Consider the following 17,414-nt stretch of genomic DNA (forward strand, 5'->3'; position numbering starts at 1 on the left):
TCGCCCCGTCATTTCGCGCATATCGTTTCCCACCACCAAGAACAGGAGACCTCCATGGACATCACCCGACTGGCCGAAAGCCGCACACTCGCCCGCCGCACGCTGGCCCTGGTTCTCGCCGGGGGCCGCGGCTCACGCCTGAAGGACCTGACCGACCGCCGCGCCAAGCCCGCCGTCCACTTCGGCGGCAAGTTCCGCATCATCGACTTCGCGCTGTCGAACTGCATGAACTCGGGCATGCGCCGCATCGGCGTGATCACGCAATACAAGTCCCACTCGCTGCTGCGCCACCTGCAGCGCGGCTGGAGCTTCCTGCGCAACGAGATGAACGAGTTCGTCGACCTGCTGCCCGCACAGCAGCGCCTGACCGAAGAACACTGGTACCGCGGCACGGCAGACGCGATCTACCAGAACCTCGACATCATCCGCAACTCGACGCCGCCCGAGTACATCGTCATCCTGGCCGGCGACCACATCTACAAGATGGACTACTCGATCATGCTGGCCGACCACGCCGCCAGCGGCCGGGGTGTCACGGTCGGCTGCATCGAGGTGTCGCGCGAGGAGGCCAAGGGCTTCGGCGTGATGGCCATCGATGAACACCGCTCCATCATCGAATTCGTCGAGAAGCCGGCCGATCCGCCGCCGATGCCGGGCAATCCGGACCTGTCGCTGGCCAGCATGGGCATCTACATCTTCACGGCCGAGTACCTGTACAAGCTGCTCGAAGACGACGCCAACGACCCGAACTCCGAGCACGACTTCGGCAAGAACCTGATCCCGCGCGCCGTGGCCGAGCAGCAGGCGCTGGCACATCCGTTCTCGATGTCGGCGGTGGCCAACCCGCCGTACTCGCGGGCCTACTGGCGCGACGTCGGCACGGTCGATGCCTACTGGGCGGCCAACCTGGACCTGGCCACGACCACGCCCGAGCTGAACATGTACGACAAGGACTGGCCGATCTGGACCTACCAGGAACAGCTCCCGCCCGCCAAGTTCGTGCACGAGGAACTGGGCCGCACCGGGCAGGCGATCAACAGCCTGGTGTCGGGCGGCTGCATCGTCTCGGGGGCCACGGTGCGCAACTCGGTGCTGTTCTCGAACGTGCTGGTGCGCTCGTACAGCGAGATCAACGAAGCGGTCGTGCTCCCCGACGTCCACATCGGCCGCAACTGCCGGCTGAACAAGGTCGTCATCGACCGCCGCTGCCGCGTGCCGGACGGACTCGTGATCGGCGAGGACCCGGTGCTGGACGCCCAGCGCTTCTTCCGCACCGAGAATGGCGTCGTGCTGGTCACGCGCAAGATGCTGGCTGCCCTGTAACCCGCCACGGAAATCGAGACGATGCGTGTCCTTCAAGTCTGTGCCGAAATCTTCCCGCTGCTCAAGACGGGCGGACTGGCCGATGTCGCCGGGGCGCTGCCGCCCGCACTGCGTGCCCGCGGGCACGAGGTCCGCGTGCTGCTGCCCGGCTTCGACGCCATCCTGGCCGGGCTGGAGGATGCCGTCATCGTCTGCGATCTCTACCCGCCCGCGGGCCTGTCCTGGGGCGCTGGTCGTGCGCGGCTGCTCTACGGGCGGCTGCAGGCGGCAGACGTCGAGGCCTATGTGATCGATGCCCCGGGCTTCTACGCCCGACCCGGCGGCCCCTACGCCGACGCCCACCAGCAGGCCTATGGCGACAACCACCTGCGCTTCGGCCTGCTGGGCTGGGTGGCGGCGGAACTCGCGCAGGGGATGGATCCGTACTGGAGTCCCGCCGTTCTCCATGCCCACGACTGGCATGCCGGGCTGGCACCGGTCTACCTGCGGGCCGCGCAGCAGGCACGCCACCAGCACCTCGCCGGCAGCGTGTTCACGGTGCACAACCTGGCCTACCAGGGCTGTTTTGCGGCCAACCATTTCGCTGAACTGGGGCTGCCGGCGCAGTTCTGGGGCGTGGAGGGCGTCGAGTTCCACGGGCAGCTCGGCTTCATGAAGGGCGGTCTCTACCACGCCGACCGCCTCACCACGGTCAGCCCCACGTATGCCGACGAGATCCAGCGTCCGGAGCAGGGCTGCGGACTGGATGGCCTGCTGCGCACGCGCGCAGCCGATCTCTCCGGCATCCTCAACGGGGTGGACGACGCGGTCTGGAATCCGGCCACCGACGCGCTGCTGCCGGCAACCTTCGATGTCGCCGACCTCTCCGGCAAGGCCCTGTGCAAGGCCGATCTGCAGCGCGAGCTGGGTCTGGCGGTCGACCCGGACCGGCCGATTGCCTGCATCGTCAGCCGCCTGACCGAGCAGAAGGGCCTGCACCTCGTGCTGCAGGCGCTGCCCGGCCTGGTCGCGCAGGGCTGGCAGTTCGCCATGCTTGGCAGCGGGGATGCGTGGATGGAAGCCGCGTTCCGTGATGCCGCCCATGCGCAGCCCGCCGCCATCGCCGTGCGCATCGGCTACGACGAACGTTTCGCCCACCGCCTGATCGCTGGCAGTGACGCGATCCTCGTGCCTTCGCGCTTCGAGCCGTGCGGACTGACGCAGCTGTATGGCCTGAAATACGGCACGCTGCCGGTCGTGCGCCGGGTCGGCGGTCTGGCCGACACCGTGGCCGACACCCAGCTCGACACCATCGACACGGTCGCGACCGGCATCGTGTTCGAGGAATTCTCCGCCACCGCCTTGCTGGCCGCCACCGCCCGCGCCAAGGCGCTGCACCGCCGTCCTGCCGACTGGGCCACCGTGCGCAGCCGGGCCATGCAGCAGGGATTCGGCTGGGCGGACGCCGCACGGCAGTACGAATCGCTCTACCTGCAGGTGCAAGGCTGACACTGACGCTGCGACTGACAGCCCTTCCATTCCACCCGTTCTGACGACACCGATCCGCCCATGGACATCACCCAGTTCGAACACCAGTACGACCACCTCGCCCGCGATGTGGGCGCGTTCAAGCGCGCGATCTCCAACAAGCTGATGTACACGGTCGGCAAGGATCCCGTGTCGGCGTTGCCGCAGGACTGGCTGCACGCCGTCTCCTACGCGGTGCGCGACCACCTCGTCGAGCGCTGGATGAAGACGACCCGCGCCCAGTACGCGCAGGACGTCAAGCGCGTCTACTACCTCTCGATGGAGTTCCTGATCGGCCGCACCTTCTCCAACGCCATCCTGGCGCTGGAGTTGATGCCCACGATCCGGCAGGCGCTGTCGGAACTCGACGTCAACGTCGACACCGACAAGCTGTTTGACCTGGAGCCGGATGCCGCGCTGGGCAATGGTGGCCTGGGGCGGCTGGCAGCGTGTTTCCTGGATTCGATGGCGACACTGGGCGTGCCCGGTTTCGGCTACGGCATCCGCTACGACTACGGCATGTTCCGCCAGATGATCGTCGACGGCCGGCAGGTCGAGGCGCCCGACTACTGGCTGACGAAGGGCAACCCGTGGGAGTTCCCGCGGCCGGAGGTGCAGTTCCGCGTGCGTTTCGGTGGCCAGCTGGAGCAGCACGGCGAGACGGTGCGCTGGGTCGGCACCGACGACGTGCTGGCGATGGCCTACGACACCATCATCCCCGGCTACGGCACCGAGGCGACCAACACGCTGCGCCTCTGGTCCGCCAAGGCCACCGAGGAGATGAACCTGCGCGCCTTCAACCAGGGCAACTACTTCGGCGCGGTCGAGGGCAAGAACCACTCGGAGAACGTCTCGCGGGTGCTGTACCCGGATGACTCGACCCCGTCCGGCCGCGAGCTGCGGCTGCGGCAGGAATACTTCTTCGTCTCGGCCAGCCTGCAGGATCTGGTGCGCCGCTACCTGCGCACCCACACCGGTTTCGACGCACTGCCCGACAAGGTCAGCGTGCACATGAACGACACGCACCCCGTGCTGGCGATCCCCGAGCTGATGCGGCTGCTGGTCGACGAGCACCGCGTGCCGTGGCTGAAGGCATGGCAGCTGTGCCAGAAGGTGTTCAGCTACACCAACCACACGCTGATGCACGAGGCGCTGGAAACCTGGCCGGTGGAGATGTTCGCCCGCGTGCTGCCGCGGCACTTGCGCATCATCTTCGACATCAACGCCCACTTCCTCGGCGATGTCAGCGCGCAGCACGGCCACCAGCCGGAGCTGATGCGCAAGCTGTCGCTGATCGACGAGTCGGGCGAGCGGCGGGTGCGCATGGCCTATCTGGCGGTGGTCGCCAGCCACTCGATCAACGGGGTTTCGGCGCTGCACTCAGAGCTGATGAAGGAGTCGATCTTTGCCGACTTCGCCCAGCTCTGGCCCGAACGCTTCAACAACAAGACCAACGGCGTGACGCCGCGCCGCTGGCTGGCACAGGCCAACCCCGGACTGGCCACGCTGCTGGACCAGCGCCTGGGCCGCGGCTGGCGCCGGCAGCTCGACCAGCTGGAAGGCCTGAAGCACGCGCTCGACCTGCCCGGTTTCCTGGGCGCGGTGCGCAAGGTCAAGCGCCAGAACAAGGAGCGCCTGGCCCGCCTGGTGCTCCAGCAGCTGGGGGTCGATCTGAACCCGGACGCGCTGTTCGACGTGCAGGTCAAGCGCATCCACGAGTACAAGCGCCAGCTGCTGAACGTGCTGCACGTCATCACCCGCTACCAGCGCATCCTGGCCAATCCGGACGCGCAGTGGGTGCCGCGCGTGGTCGTGTTCGCCGGCAAGGCGGCCTCCGCCTACCACCAGGCCAAGCTGATCATCAAGCTCATCAACGATGTGGCCACGACGGTCAACAACGACCCGCGCGTCGGCGGACGGCTCAAGGTGGTGTTCATCCCGAACTACAGCGTGAGCCTGGCCGAGGTGATCATCCCGGCGGCGGACCTGTCCGAGCAGATCTCCACCGCCGGCACCGAAGCCTCGGGCACCGGCAACATGAAATTCGCGCTCAACGGCGCGCTCACCATCGGCACGCTGGATGGCGCCAACGTGGAGATGCGCGAGCAGGTGGGGGCGGAGAACTTCTTCATCTTCGGCAACACCACGCCGCAGGTGGCCGAACTGCGTGCCCAGGGCTACCAGCCGCGCATGTACTACGAGTCGAACCCGGAGCTGCGCGCCACGCTGGACGCGATCCGCAACGGCGTGTTCAGCCCGTCCGAGCCGGCCCGCTTCCAGGCCATCTTCGACACGCTGGTGAACTGGGGCGACCACTACCTGCTGCTGGCCGACTACGCCGACTACATCGCGACGCAGGACCGGGTCGACACGCTCTACCGCAATGCGGACGAGTGGTCACGCAAGGCGGTGCTCAACATCGCGGGCATGGGCACCTTCTCGTCCGACCGCACGATCGCCGAGTACGCGCACGACATCTGGCATTCGAAGCCGGTGCTGCTGCCGGTCTCGCACGCAGCCGGCTGACCACGACCGTCGGCGCGGGGTGCCTCAGGGCGCCTTGCGCAGCTTCACGTAGGCCACGAAGCCGCCGCCAGACGCATTGCTCAGCTCCAGCTGGCCGCCCATGCGGGTCACGGTCTTGTCCACGATGGCCAGTCCGAGACCCGCACCCGTGCTGTGCGTGTGCGTGCGGGCCTTGTCGCCGCGGTAGAACGGGGTCGTCAGCCGCGCCAGCTGCTCCGGGCTCACGCCCGGGCCTTCGTCGCGCACGCTGACTAGCACCCAGTCGCCCGAGCGTGCGTAGGTCACCGTGACCCGTGCGACACCATCCTCGGCCTGGGCATAGCGGCGGGCGTTCTCGAACAGGTTGGCGAAGACACGGTCCAGGTCGGTCTCGTCGGCCAGCACGCGCACGTCGGTCGTGACGCGCGCCACCACCTTCAGGTGCTCGCCGTTGACGCGCCGGATCACCGTGTCCAGCAGCACCGCCAGCACGATCGGCACCAGCTTGACCTCGGTCGGCCGGGCGTAGTCCATGAACTTGTCGATGATGGCGTCGAGCTGGTCGATGTCGGCGGCCATGTTGCGCTTGGCCTCCTCGTCGTAGACGCTCATCTCGGTCTCCAGCCGGATGCGGGCCAGCGGCGTGCGCAGGTCGTGCGAGATGCCGGCCAGCATCACGGCGCGGTCGTCCTCGATCTTGGCCAGCTCGCGCGCCATGCGGTTGAAGCCGCGGTTGACCTCGCGGATCTCGCGGGTCGTCGTGTTCTCGTCGAGACTGGGCGTGTATTCGCCGTCACGGATGCGGCTGGCGGCGATCGACAACTGGCGCAGCGGGCGGTTGATGAGACCTGCGATCAGCGCCGAGCCGCCCAGTGTGAGCAGGAAGGTCAGCCCCATCACTGCAAAGGTCGTCTTGCCGGTGACGGCGGGCTGGACGCGGCCCCGGTCCGCCTGCAGCCAGTAGTTGTCGGTCTCGATCAGGAAGCCGACCCAGAGCCCGGGCTTGCCGTTCACGCTGCTGGCGATGATGGTCTGGGGGCCGAGCTGGCTGCGCAGTTCCGAGCCGATGGCGCGGGTGAAACGGTCGATCTCGAAGGGCTCCCAGCGGTCGTTGGGCTCGCGGGGCTGGAGCTTGACGGCCTCCTGCTCGGCGATGTTCTTGACCAGCGCCACGCGGTTCACCTGGTCGGTGTAGCGCAAGGCGGCGCGCGAGAGGTTGACGAGGCTGGCGATCTGCTGCGCGGCCTGGACGCCGCGCGGCTCCAGTTCCAGAAACCGCAGCGTGTAGACCCAGCCCAGGATGCCCACCCCCAGCATCAGCGACAGCAGCAGGAAGGTGCGCCAGAACAGGCTCATCGGCATGTAGCGGCGCACCACTGTGCCCACGCCGCGGGCCAGCAGACTGAACAGCGACTCGCGAGGGGCCTGGGGCGGAGGGTAGGAGGAACTCGTGGAGGCCATGAAGGAGGTCAGCAGCGTCGGTTGGTCACCATGCGCCGGCCGAGCCGCTCGCAGTGGATCCCCTGACTACAGGTTAGGGTATTTGAAACCAAATGTATCAGGGGCTGTGCATTCACGCTGCACCGTCCGGCACGAACACGTAGCCGACGCCCCAGACGGTCTGGATGTAGCGCGGCTGGGAAGGATCCGGCTCGATCATCTTGCGCAGGCGGGACACCTGGACGTCGAGGCTGCGGTCGAAGGGCTCGAACTCGCGGCCGCGGGCCAGCTGGGCCAGCTTGTCGCGGCTGAGCGGCTGGCGCGGGTGGCGCACCAGGGCCTTGAGCATCGAGAACTCGCCGGTGGTCAGCGAGATCACTTCGCCTTCGCGGGTCAGGCGGCGCAGGGCCAGATCGAACTCGAAGGGGCCGAAGATGACGGTCTGCGCGTCGCGCGACGGCGCACCGGGCGCTTCCATGACCGGGCGGCGGCGCAGCACGGCGTGGATGCGGGCCAGCAGTTCGCGCGGGTTGAAGGGCTTGGGCAGGTAGTCGTCGGCACCGACTTCGAGGCCGACGATGCGGTCCACGTCCTCGACCTTGGCCGTGAGCATGATGATGGGCGTCAGGTCGTTGGCCGCGCGCAGGCGGCGGCAGATCGACAGGCCGTCTTCGCCCGGCAGCATCAGGTCGAGCACGATCAGGTCGATGGTCTCGCGGGTCAGGATGCGGTTCAGCGCCTTCGAGTCTTCGGCCAGCAGCACCTCGAACCCTTCCTGGGTGAGGTAGCGGCGCAGCAGGTCGCGGATGCGGGCGTCGTCGTCGACAACGACGATCCGGTCGGTGCGCTGGGCGTTGGCGGTGGTCATGGGGCGTACTCCGAATTTGTAACAGTGGCGATTCTGCGCAGGTCCGCCAACTTTTTCATCCAGTCTGACCCCCTGTTACATTTCTTGCGCTCTGGCTCATCGCGCACATCTGTGAATTATTCACGAACCGCAGGCGAGGGCCCATCGTTGAAACTACCGTATCTACCCTTGGAGGATCGAACCATGACCCCGATGAACCGCCGCTGCCGCCTGCCGCTCCTGCCGACCGCGGTGCTGGCGTTGAGTCTTGCGAGCGGCACCGCCAAGGCCGCGGACGCGCCACCTGCCAACCAGCTCGCCTTCAGCACCAGCGCCAGCCTGGAAGTCACGCGGGATGTGCTGACCGTTTCACTGCAAGTGGTGCGTGACGGCACGGACGCCAACACGGTGCAGTCCGCCCTGAAGCAGGTGCTTGACGCCGCGCTGAACGAGGCCCGCAAGCAGGCAGACCCCGCAGGAATGGCGGTGCGCACGGAAGGCTTCAACCTGTCGCCACGCTATGGCCGGGAAGGCAAACCCAATGGATGGACCGGCACGGCCGGCCTGGTGCTGGAGGGCAAGGACATCGCCCGCGTGGCCACGACGGCCGGCAAGCTGACCGGCATGAACATCGTCGGCACCGGCTACAGCCTGTCCCGGGAGTTGCGTGAGCGCAACGAGGCGGAGCTGACGGCGCAGGCGATCCAGAAATTCCGGGCCCGCGCCGAGGCGATGGCGCGGCAGTTCGGCTTCACCGGCTACCAGTTGCGCGAGGTGAGCGTGCAGTCCAGCGACGGCGACCTGGGCGGACGGCCGGCGCTTGCGATGGTGCGGGCAACGGCCATGCAGGCGGACGCCGCGCCGCTACCGACCGAGGCTGGCAAGGGCGTGCTCAGCGCCACCGTGCAGGGCTCGGTGACGCTGACGCGCTGAAGCGCGGGCAGCCTTACTGGGCGGTCCAGCCGCCGTCCACGTTCCAGGCCACGCCGCGCACGTTGTTGCCGGCGGGCGAGCACAGGAAGACCGCCAGCTCGCCCAGCTCTTCGGGCGTGGTGAACTGCAGCGACGGCTGCTTCTCGCCCAGCAGGCGGCGCACGGCTTCGGCGTTGTCGACCCCGTCCTTCGCGGCGCGGGCGTCGACCTGCTTCTGCACCAGCGGCGTCAGCACCCAGCCCGGGCAGATGGCGTTGCAGGTCACGCCGGTGGTGGCGTTCTCCAGCGCGGTCACCTTGGTCAGGCCGACCACGCCGTGCTTGGCCGCCACATAGGCAGACTTCTGCGTCGAGGCCACCAGGCCGTGGATCGACGCGATGTTGATGATGCGGCCCCAGTTCTTCGCCTGCATGGCCGGCAGCGCCAGCCGCGTCGTGTGGAAGGTGGAGCTGAGGTTGATGGCGATGATCGCGTCCCAGCGCTCGACGGGGAAGTCCTCGATCGGCGCAACAAACTGGATGCCGGCGTTGTTCACCAGGATGTCCACGCCACCGAACTCGGCCTGCGCGTAGGCCATCATCGCCTCGATCTCGGCGGGCTTGCTCATGTCGGCACCGTGGTAGCCGACCTGCACGCCCAGCGCCGCCACTTCGGCCTTCGGGCCGTCGACATCGCCGAAGCCATTGAGAATGACGTTGGCGCCCTGACGTGCGAGGCACAGCGCCACACCCAGCCCGATCCCGCTGGTGGAGCCGGTGACCAATGCGGTTTTACCTTTCAGCATGAATTCATCCTCTGGTGGTTGGTTAACATCCATTATCGGGCTCGAATCCGAGCCATCCCTGACACAGTCCCCCATGACCGAACCCCGCCTGCACCACGTCACCTGCGCCAACCCCAAGGGCCTGCACCGCATGGCCTACTGGGAATGGGGTGCGCAGGACAACCCCCGCGTGGTCGTCTGCGCCCATGGGCTGTCCCGCCAGGGACGCGATTTCGACACGCTGGCGCAGGCGCTGTCTGCCGATTTCCGGGTTATCTGCCCCGATGTCGTCGGCCGTGGCCGCTCCGACTGGCTGCCCGACCCGATGCTCTACGCCGTGCCCACCTATGTGGCCGACATGGTCGCGCTGCTGGCACGGCTGAACGTCGAGCAGGTGTCGTGGGTCGGCACCTCGATGGGCGGGCTGATCGGCCTGTCGCTGGCGTCCCTGCACGCGCAAGGGCAGGTCTCGCCGATCAGCCGTCTGGTGCTGAACGATGTGGGGCCGGTGATCGAGTTTGCCTCGCTGCAGCGCATCGGCACCTACCTCGGCGCGCCGATGCGCTTTCCGTCGGTCGAGGCCGGCGCGGAGTTCCTCTGGAGCATCTCGCAGAGTTTCGGTCCGCACACGCCCGAACAGTGGTTGGCGCTGAGCCGCCCGCAGTTCAAGCCGGCGCCCGAAGGCGGCTGGATGTTCCAGTACGACCCCGCCATCGCCGTGCCGTTCCGCGCCTTCACGCCCGAGATCGCGGCCTTCAGCGAAGCCATGCTGTGGAAGGCCTACGACAGCGTCACCGTACCGACACTGCTGGTGCGGGGCCAGGACTCCGATCTGCTGTCTGCCGACACGGCCCGCGCCATGGGCCAGCGCGGCCCCCAGGCGCCGTGCGTGGAATTCGCCGGTGTCGGGCACGCGCCGACCCTGATCGCCGACGACCAGGTCGCCTGCGTGCGCGAGTTCCTGCTCGCCTGAGAGGGTGTCCGCGTGAAAAGCACCCGCCTCGAACCCGCCGAGGCCGCCGCCCCCATCGTCCGGCTGGCGGCGGACACGATCGGCGATACCGGCGAAACCACCTCGGTCGCGCAGGAGATGGACCGGCTGGACCGAGCCCGCCAGTTCGCGCAGCCCCTGCTGGCCAACAGCCGCTTCGACACCGGCGAGAACGCACTCGACCATGCCGACGGAGTCGCCGAGATCCTGCGCTCCATCGGCGCGGCGCCGTCGATGCAGGCGGCGGTCTACCTGGTGTACGCCGGTGACTACCTGAGCGAGCCGGAAACCGTGGTCGAACAGGCTTTCGGTGCCTCCTACGCCAGCCTCGTCACGCACACGCGGCAGCTGGTGCGCATCCAGCGCAACGCGCGCAACGCCTGGACGGACGAAACCGACCGCGAACTGCTGGCCGAACAGCTGGAGCGGGTGCGCAAGATGCTGCTGGCGTTCTCGCGCGACCTGCGCGTGGTGCTGCTGCGCCTGGCCTCGCGGCTGCAGACGCTGCGCTTCTACGCGGCCACCAAGGCGCCGTGCCCGGTGGCACTCGCCCGCGAAGCGCAGCAGGTGTTTGCGCCGCTGGCCAGCCGGCTGGGCATCTGGCAGATCAAGTGGGAGCTGGAAGATCTGGCGTTCCGCTTCCTGCGGCCGGACGACTACAGGCGCATCGCCACCGAGCTGGCCGAAAAGCGCATCGAGCGCGAGCAAGGCATCGAAGCGGCGCGGGACCACCTGGCGCACGAGCTGGCGCAGGTGGGGCTGCAGGCGGAGGTCCACGGCCGCCCGAAGCACCTGTATTCCATCTGGAAGAAGATGCAGGGCAAGCAGCTCCAGCTGTCCCGCGTGTTCGATCTGCGGGCGCTGCGGGTGATCGTCGCCTCGGTGCCGGACTGCTACGCGGCGCTCAGCCGGGTGCACGAGGTCTGGCGGCCGCTGCCGGAAGAATTCGACGACTACATCGCGCGCCCCAAGCCGAACGGCTACCAGTCGCTGCACACCGTCGTGTTGGACCAGGACGGCCGGCCGCTGGAAATCCAGATCCGCACCCGCGAGATGCACGACCACGCCGAAAGCGGCGTGGCAGCGCACTGGGCCTACAAGGAAGCCGGCACCAAGGGCTACGCCGGGGTGAGCGCTGCGGGCGATTTCGAGGGCCGGGTGGCGCAGGCGCGGCGCGCGGTCCTGCAGCAACTGCTGGCGTGGGAGCGCGACTTTGTCGGCCACAACACGCCGGCCCAGAGCTTTTTCGAAGAACGCATCTACGTCTTCACGCCGCAGGCCCGGCTGATCGAGCTGCCGGCGGGCGCCACCGCGGTGGATCTGGCCTACAACCTGCACACCGATCTGGGCCACCGCTGCCGCGGCGCCCGCGTGGACGGCCAGATGGTGCCGCTGAACACCCCGCTGGTGAGCGGGCAGACGGTCGAAGTGATCTCGACGAAGGAGGGCGGCCCCTCGCTCGACTGGCTCAACCCGCAGCTGGGCTATCTGAAGAGCCAGCGCTCGCGGGCCAAGGCACGCGCCTGGTTCAATGCACGTGCGCTGCAGGAGACGATCGCCCGTGGCCGCGAGGCCGTCGACAAGCTGCTGCAGCGCGAGGGCAAGACGGCGATCAAGCTGGACGATCTGGCCGGACAGCTCGGCTTCCGCAACGCGGAGGCGCTGTTCGAGGTGGTCGGCAAGGACGAGTTCTCGCTGCGCAACATCGAGAGCGTGCTGCGACCACCTGCGCCGGTGGCGCCGCCGACCCCCGAATCCGAGATGCCGCTGTTCAAGCCAGCGGCGGCGGCGGCGGGCGGGCGCGGCGCGGTGCTGGTGGTGGGGGTCGAGTCGCTGCTCACACAACTGGCGCATTGCTGCCGGCCGGCGCCACCGGATGCCATCGGCGGCTTCGTCACCCGTGGCAAGGGGGTGGCGGTGCACCGTGCCGACTGCGCCAACCTGCGGCAACTGGCGGGACGCCATCCGGAGCGCCTGATCGACGTCCAGTGGGGCGAAGTGGCGCCCGTGCAGGGGCGGCCGGCGGTCTACCCGGTCAACATCTCCGTCATCGCCCACGACCGGCAGGGGCTGCTGCGCGATATCTCGGAAGTCTTCGCGCGCGAGAAATCGAACGTCATCGGTGTGAACACCCAGACCGTCCGTGAAACGGCCCGGATGACCTTCACCATCGAGGTGCGGGACTCGGCCGCGCTGGCCCACGTACTGCGCCAGGTCGCAGAGGTGAACGGGGTCCAAAGTGCCCGAAGAAAATAAGTACCTGAAAACGATTGACGGAATCTAAAAACACGCTATAGTTCGAGGCTCTTCAGGCGCATAGCTCAGTTGGTTAGAGCACCACCTTGACATGGTGGGGGTCGTTGGTTCGAATCCAATTGCGCCTACCAGAAGACTTTGAAGTTCATCGCAAGACCCTTAGGCGCATAGCTCAGTTGGTTAGAGCACCACCTTGACATGGTGGGGGTCGTTGGTTCGAATCCAATTGCGCCTACCAGATTGAAAAAATGAAAAGGCGCTGACAGGCTCTGTCAGCGCCTTTTTCATTGTTTGCGTCGTCGCACACCGTTCGTACCCGTTGATCTGGGTGAAGTCCGGGGCAAACCCTAGCGAAGGGTCGCCCCAAGGGCTGCCTAGAATCTTTGTGCACACGCACACAGGAGAGAGTTGCATGCCATCGAATCGCCGCGCCGCGGAAACGGCCACAACAGGTCAGCCCGACGGACCGCGCGTGCTCAAGAAATACCCGAACCGCCGTCTCTACGACACCCAGACGAGCAGCTACATCACGCTCACCGACGTCAAGCAGATGGTGCTGGACGCGGAAGTCTTCGAGGTACGGGATGCCAAGTCCGGCGACGAACTGACGCGCAGCATCCTCCTGCAGATCATCCTGGAAGAGGAAAGCGCCGGCATGCCGATGTTCTCGACCCAGATGCTGGCGCAGCTCATCCGGTTCTACGGCCACACCATGCAAGGCATGATGGGCGAGTACATGGAGCGCAATCTCCAGGGCTTCGTCGATCTGCAGAAGCGCTTTGCCGACCAGACGGGCGGCCTCTACGAAGGCAAGGCCTTCAATCCGGAAGCCTGGGCGAAGTTCATGGCCGTGCAGCCCCCGGCGATGCAGCACATGATGAGCAACTACTTCGACCAGTCGAAGTCGATCCTCACGCAGATGCAGGAAACGATGCAGAAGCAGGCCGAGACCTTCTTCCCCGGCATGGCGGGGTTCACGCCGCCGACGCCGCCTGCCAAGCCCTGATCCGAACCCGCCTCAAGCCTTCAGCCAGGGCTTGAGCACCGGCCAGACGTTGTCGAGGATGCGCGGGTGTGCCGTCGCATTCGGGTGGAGACGGTCGGCCTGGAACCAGCGCACCGGGTCCGGGTCATCCGCGATGCCGGCCAGCAGAAACGGCACCAGCGCCGCCCCTTGCGAGCGCGCCACCTCGCCGAACATCGCGTGGAAATCGCGCGTGTAGGCCCCGCCATAGTTCGGCGGCACCTGCATCCCCACCACCAGCACCTTGGCGCCGGCCGCCTTGGCCGCCTGCGCGATGGCCACCAGATTGTCCTGGCTGCTCTTGAGGGGCAGACCACGCAGCGCGTCATTGCTCCCCAGCTCGATCACCACGTGCGTGGGCCGGTGCTGCGAGAGCAGGGCGCCGATGCGTGCCCGCCCGCCCGATGTCGTGTCGCCGCTGATGCTGGCATTGACAATGGTGGCCGCGATCTTGTCCCGTGCCAGCCGGGCCTCCATCAGCGCCACCCAGCCGGTGCCGCGCGCCAGCCCGTACTCGGCCGACAGGCTGTCACCGAGCACGAGGATCCGGACCCCGCTGCCTGCAGGTGCCGCCATGGCCACCGGACCCGCAACCCCGAGCGCCACGCAGGACAACGCACGCGCGATACAGTCGCGACGCGTCCAAACAGTGGGGTCATCAGAGTTCAGCATGGGTGTAGCAATCATTGAAGTAGCCGGCGTCAGCAAGCGCGTCCGGGATTCCGTCGGGGAGCTGACGATTCTGCACGAGATCAGTTTTCAGCTCGCGCCACGGGAATCGGTGGCGATCGTCGGCGCATCGGGGTCCGGCAAGAGCACGCTGCTGTCGATCCTGGCCGGGCTGGACACGCCCAGTGACGGCACGGTCCGGCTGGACGGCATCGACCTGTTCGCACTCGACGAGGACGCCCGGGCCGCCGTGCGTGGAGAGCGCATCGGCTTCGTGTTCCAGAGCTTCCAGCTCATGGGCCACCTGAGCGCGCTGGAAAACGTGATGCTGCCGCTGGAGCTGCGCGGCGAGCGCAACGCGCGGGCGCTGGCCACCGAGATGCTCGGCCGGGTCGGGCTGGGGCAGCGGCTCGGCCACTATCCCAAGCTGCTGTCGGGCGGCGAGCAGCAGCGGGTGGCGCTGGCGCGGGCCTTCGTGGTGCGGCCGGCGCTGCTGCTGGCCGACGAGCCGACCGGCAGCCTCGACCACGCGACGGGCGAGTCGGTGATGCAGCTGATGTTCGAGCTGAACCGCGAGATCGGCACGACGCTGGTCCTCGTCACCCATGATCCGCGCATCGCCGAGCGTTGCGACCGACAGATCCGGCTGGAGGCCGGGCGCATGGTCTGAGCCCGCGCTGCGCTACCATCGGAAACTATGTCAGGAACACTACTTTTCGGTTTCCACGCGGTGCAGGTGCGTCTGAAGACGGCGCCCGAATCGGTGCGTGAGGTCCACATCGACACGGCCCGCCGTGATGCGCGCATGCGCCAGTTCATCGAGCGCGCGCAAGCCAGCGGTCGCACCATCGTCGAAAGCGATGGCGCCCGGCTGGACAAGCTGGCCGGCACGACCCGCCACCAGGGCGTCGTCGCACGCGTCACGGTGCTGGCCGTGAACCACTCGCTCGACGACCTGCTCGACAGCGTCGAAGGCCCGCCGCTCGTGCTGCTGCTGGATGGCGTGACCGATCCGCACAACCTCGGCGCCTGTCTGCGGGTGGCGGATGGGGCGGGCGCACACGCGGTCATCGCACCGAAGGACCATGCGGTCGGCGTCAATGCCACGGTGGCCAAGGTGGCCAGCGGCGCGGCCGAGTCGGTGCCGTACTTCATGGTGACCAATCTGGCGCGTACGATGGGCGAGCTGAAGGAGCGCGACATCCTCGTCGTCGGCACCAGCGACGACGCCAAGCAGTCGATCTATGACCTGGACCTGACCGGGCCGGTCGCGGTCGTGCTGGGTGCCGAAGGCGCGGGGATGCGGGCGCTGACGCGCAAGACCTGCGATGTGCTGGTCCACATCCCGATGCACGGGGCGGTCGAGAGCCTGAACGTGTCGGTCGCCTCGGCCGTGTGCCTCTACGAGGTGCTGCGCCAGCGTTCGCGCCAGGGAGTGTCCACATGAGGATGACAAACCATCTGTCCATGCTGCTGCTCGCTGCGGCTGCGCTGGCCGGCTGTACCCAGGAAAAGCAGAACGAGATCCTGCGCAGCGTCCAGAACTGGACCGGCACGAACGGCGTGCTGGAGGTCTACGCGGGTGAAAAGCTCGTCAAGCGCTTCATCAAGATCGACAAGATGAGCACCGCCTACGGCACCGAGGACAAGACGGCCCGGCCGTACCGCTACGGTTACGGTGTGCTCGACGAGAACCTGAACGGCACGCAGGACGACGGCGAGAAGCGCGTCTACTTCGAGGTCAGCGACTACTCGACGTCCTACGTCTTCCACGAGAGCCCGCGTTGAGTCCACCGCCCGCGTCAGATCGCGGGCGGGCAGGGCTGACGGCGCTGTTCGGCGCGACATTCCTGGAGCTGTGCGGCCTGTTCATGTACGGCCCGCTGCTGCTGTTCACGCTCAAGGAGCGCGGCCTGTCCACCAGCACGATCGGCCTGTTCAGCGCCGCGCAGTGGCTGGGCATGGCGCTCGCGACACCGTTCACCGCCTTGTGGGTGCGCCGGCTCGGTGCCCGGGGCGCCTTGCTGCTGAGTGCGGCAGTGCCGTTCGTGGCATTCACGCTGATGAACCTGACCGAGCAGATCGCGGTCTGGACGGTGCTGTACCTGTGCGCTGGCATGGCCGGTTCGCTGCGCTGGATCGTCGCGGAGTCGATGGTGGCCGAACTGGCCCCCGCCGCCCGCCGCGGGCGCATCGTCGGCTTGTTCGAGACGATGGTCGGGCTGACCTTCGTGGTCGGGCCGGCGCTGCTGGCGGCGCTGACCTCGGCCGGCATCGACGCCCACGTGATCCGCTGGCTTGCCACCGCGCTGATGGGGGTCGCATTGCTGCTGAGCTGGCGCGTGCCGGCCCTGCACAGCCACCTGGAGGATCAGGGCACGCGGCTGGGCATTCCCGGGATCGTCGACGCCGTGCGCGCTGCGCCGGTGGTCATGGTCGCGGGGCTGGTGGGCGGCTTCTTCGAGGCGGGGCTGGCGAGCGTGCTGCCGCTGTACGGGCTGGCGATCGGCCTGAGTGCTGCGCTGGCGGCGTTGCTCGTGTCGGCCAGCGGGCTGGGCAGCACGCTGATGATGGTGCCGATCGGCGAACTGGTCGACCGCTGGGGGCGCGTGCGGGTGTGGCGGACGTGCGCGCTGTTGAACCTGCTGGCCACGCTGCTGTTGCCGTGGGTGGGTGAGCTGGGGGCGCTGGCCTGGGTGGTGGCGGTGCTGTGGGGTGGTGCGGGCGGCGGGCTCTACACGGTGGCAATGATCGACATCGGCCACCGGCACCAGGGCGTGGCCTTGGTGAGTGCCACGTCGGTGCTGGTCATGTCCTACACGCTCGGCGGGATGATGGCGCCAGCGCTGGGTGGCGCAGCGCTGCAGTGGTCGCCGCAGTGGGGATTCCCGGCGCTGCTGGCGGCGTGGGCGGCGGTGGGGACCTGGGCGCTGTGGCGTCGCGGCCCCACCGGCTGAACGACCGAGCGGCTGCGCGTCAGGCGAAGGTGTCGCCCATCAGCGTCTTGAACCACTTGTCCATTTCGCTGAAGCCCTGTGCATTCCAGCCCGGCGAGGCCCCCGTGGCTTCCGGGACGCCCTTCATCGTGGCCGTGGCCACGTCGTACTGGAACATCGCGTGCAGCCAGGACGCCTGTTTCATCTTGACATCCTCCCCG

Annotated in this window: 16 protein-coding genes and 2 tRNA genes; 13 read left to right on the forward strand and 5 right to left on the reverse strand. The window is 67.6% G+C overall.

Annotation, left to right across the window (positions count from 1 at the left end; all coding sequences use genetic code 11):
- Window positions 1–54: 54 nt before the first annotated feature.
- The 3 genes from glgC to BDD16_RS19810 are packed head-to-tail and all read left to right on the forward strand — an operon-like array spanning window position 55 to window position 5,355.
- Complete coding sequence (gene glgC / locus BDD16_RS19800; protein ID WP_179635526.1) at window positions 55–1,323, forward strand: glucose-1-phosphate adenylyltransferase; 1,269 nt, start codon at window positions 55–57, stop codon at window positions 1,321–1,323.
- Between the two features lie 21 nt (window positions 1,324–1,344).
- Window positions 1,345–2,811, forward strand: coding sequence for a glycogen synthase GlgA (gene glgA / locus BDD16_RS19805; protein ID WP_179635527.1), 1,467 nt, complete (start codon window positions 1,345–1,347; stop codon window positions 2,809–2,811).
- A gap of 60 nt (window positions 2,812–2,871) precedes the next feature.
- Window positions 2,872–5,355, forward strand: coding sequence for a glycogen/starch/alpha-glucan phosphorylase (locus BDD16_RS19810; protein WP_179635528.1), 2,484 nt, complete (start codon window positions 2,872–2,874; stop codon window positions 5,353–5,355).
- 24 nt (window positions 5,356–5,379) lie between these two features.
- Here BDD16_RS19810 and BDD16_RS19815 read toward each other — a convergent pair whose 3' ends face one another.
- Together BDD16_RS19815 and ompR are read right to left on the reverse strand one after the other, a co-directional pair.
- Window positions 5,380–6,795, reverse strand: a complete 1,416-nt coding sequence (locus BDD16_RS19815) for a sensor histidine kinase (RefSeq protein ID WP_246332619.1) — start codon at window positions 6,793–6,795, stop codon at window positions 5,380–5,382.
- A 112-nt stretch (window positions 6,796–6,907) separates the two neighbouring features.
- A complete protein-coding gene (gene ompR / locus BDD16_RS19820; protein ID WP_179635529.1) occupies window positions 6,908–7,642 on the reverse strand; it encodes an osmolarity response regulator transcription factor OmpR in 735 nt (244 codons plus the stop codon).
- Between the two features lie 183 nt (window positions 7,643–7,825).
- On the opposite strand from ompR, the gene BDD16_RS19825 reads away from it, so the two are divergent.
- Window positions 7,826–8,554: an SIMPL domain-containing protein gene (locus BDD16_RS19825; RefSeq protein WP_246332620.1), complete on the forward strand. Its 729-nt coding sequence runs from the start codon at window positions 7,826–7,828 to the stop codon at window positions 8,552–8,554.
- A 13-nt stretch (window positions 8,555–8,567) separates the two neighbouring features.
- Here the strand turns inward: BDD16_RS19825 and BDD16_RS19830 are convergent, their stop codons facing one another.
- Window positions 8,568–9,338, reverse strand: coding sequence for a 3-hydroxybutyrate dehydrogenase (locus BDD16_RS19830; RefSeq protein WP_179635530.1), 771 nt, complete (start codon window positions 9,336–9,338; stop codon window positions 8,568–8,570).
- Window positions 9,339–9,411: 73 nt separating this feature from the next.
- On the opposite strand from BDD16_RS19830, the gene BDD16_RS19835 reads away from it, so the two are divergent.
- The 5 genes from BDD16_RS19835 (at window position 9,412) to phaR (ending at window position 13,570) form a co-directional block, all read left to right on the forward strand.
- Window positions 9,412–10,290 (forward strand): alpha/beta fold hydrolase, encoded by an 879-nt coding sequence (locus tag BDD16_RS19835; protein WP_179635531.1) that lies wholly within the window; start codon window positions 9,412–9,414, stop codon window positions 10,288–10,290.
- A 12-nt stretch (window positions 10,291–10,302) separates the two neighbouring features.
- Window positions 10,303–12,564, forward strand: coding sequence for a RelA/SpoT family protein (locus BDD16_RS19840; protein WP_375139085.1), 2,262 nt, complete (start codon window positions 10,303–10,305; stop codon window positions 12,562–12,564).
- A 54-nt stretch (window positions 12,565–12,618) separates the two neighbouring features.
- A tRNA-Val gene (locus tag BDD16_RS19845) sits at window positions 12,619–12,695 on the forward strand.
- 30 nt (window positions 12,696–12,725) lie between these two features.
- Window positions 12,726–12,802 (forward strand) — tRNA-Val (locus BDD16_RS19850).
- A 174-nt stretch (window positions 12,803–12,976) separates the two neighbouring features.
- Window positions 12,977–13,570: a polyhydroxyalkanoate synthesis repressor PhaR gene (gene phaR, locus BDD16_RS19855; protein ID WP_179635532.1), complete on the forward strand. Its 594-nt coding sequence runs from the start codon at window positions 12,977–12,979 to the stop codon at window positions 13,568–13,570.
- 12 nt (window positions 13,571–13,582) lie between these two features.
- Here the strand turns inward: phaR and BDD16_RS19860 are convergent, their stop codons facing one another.
- Entirely contained in the window at window positions 13,583–14,260 is a 678-nt protein-coding gene (locus BDD16_RS19860) for an arylesterase (protein WP_179635533.1), read from the reverse strand.
- Between BDD16_RS19860 and BDD16_RS19865 the strand changes: the two genes are divergently transcribed.
- The 4 genes from BDD16_RS19865 to BDD16_RS19880 are packed head-to-tail and all read left to right on the forward strand — an operon-like array spanning window position 14,259 to window position 17,214.
- On the forward strand, window positions 14,259–14,927 hold the full coding sequence (locus BDD16_RS19865) for an ABC transporter ATP-binding protein (RefSeq protein ID WP_179635534.1): 669 nt from the start codon (window positions 14,259–14,261) through the stop codon (window positions 14,925–14,927). The two genes, BDD16_RS19860 and BDD16_RS19865, sit on opposite strands and share 2 nt — an antisense overlap.
- 27 nt (window positions 14,928–14,954) lie before the next feature.
- Window positions 14,955–15,704, forward strand: a complete 750-nt coding sequence (gene rlmB / locus BDD16_RS19870; protein ID WP_179635535.1) for a 23S rRNA (guanosine(2251)-2'-O)-methyltransferase RlmB — start codon at window positions 14,955–14,957, stop codon at window positions 15,702–15,704.
- Window positions 15,701–16,045: a hypothetical protein gene (locus BDD16_RS19875; protein WP_179635536.1), complete on the forward strand. Its 345-nt coding sequence runs from the start codon at window positions 15,701–15,703 to the stop codon at window positions 16,043–16,045. The genes rlmB and BDD16_RS19875 overlap by 4 nt, the downstream gene beginning before the upstream one ends.
- Window positions 16,042–17,214, forward strand: coding sequence for an MFS transporter (locus BDD16_RS19880; RefSeq protein WP_179635537.1), 1,173 nt, complete (start codon window positions 16,042–16,044; stop codon window positions 17,212–17,214). The genes BDD16_RS19875 and BDD16_RS19880 overlap by 4 nt, the downstream gene beginning before the upstream one ends.
- Before the next feature lie 19 nt (window positions 17,215–17,233).
- Here the strand turns inward: BDD16_RS19880 and BDD16_RS19885 are convergent, their stop codons facing one another.
- Window positions 17,234–17,398: a hypothetical protein gene (locus BDD16_RS19885; RefSeq protein ID WP_179635538.1), complete on the reverse strand. Its 165-nt coding sequence runs from the start codon at window positions 17,396–17,398 to the stop codon at window positions 17,234–17,236.
- Window positions 17,399–17,414 lie beyond the last annotated feature (16 nt).

The organism is Sphaerotilus montanus, assembly GCF_013410775.1.
Taxonomy (GTDB): Bacteria; Pseudomonadota; Gammaproteobacteria; order Burkholderiales; family Burkholderiaceae_C; genus Sphaerotilus; species Sphaerotilus montanus.